Source organism: Paraburkholderia sp. SIMBA_054 (assembly GCF_046534875.1).
Classification (GTDB): Bacteria; Pseudomonadota; Gammaproteobacteria; order Burkholderiales; family Burkholderiaceae; genus Paraburkholderia; species Paraburkholderia hospita.
Genome location: NZ_JAWRXV010000887.1, coordinates 1 through 267, shown reverse-complemented (window position 1 = coordinate 267; position 267 = coordinate 1). Strand labels below are relative to the sequence as shown.

Genomic DNA, 267 nt, shown 5'->3' with positions numbered 1-267 from the left:
CCGCGTCGACGTCGAGCATGCGCAGCGCCGCGTCGGCCACTTGCGCGGTGATGTTGCCGTCGGCCTTGACCTCAGCGAAATCGCGCACGCGCCGCAGCAGCCGGTTGGCGATACGCGGCGTGCCGCGCGCGCGCTTCGCAATTTCAAATGCGCCGTCCGGATGAATCTGCGCATTCAGCAGCGAAGCCGAACGCGTGACGATGCGCGCGAGTTCTTCGGCGTTATAAAACTCGAGCCGCGCAACAATGCCGAAGCGATCGCGGAGCG

At 65.9% G+C, this 267-nt stretch carries 1 pseudogene; it reads right to left on the bottom strand.

Going from position 1 to position 267, the window contains the following annotated elements:
* Positions 1-267: pseudogene (locus tag SB822_RS57685) on the bottom strand (Holliday junction branch migration DNA helicase RuvB); the annotation flags it as partial.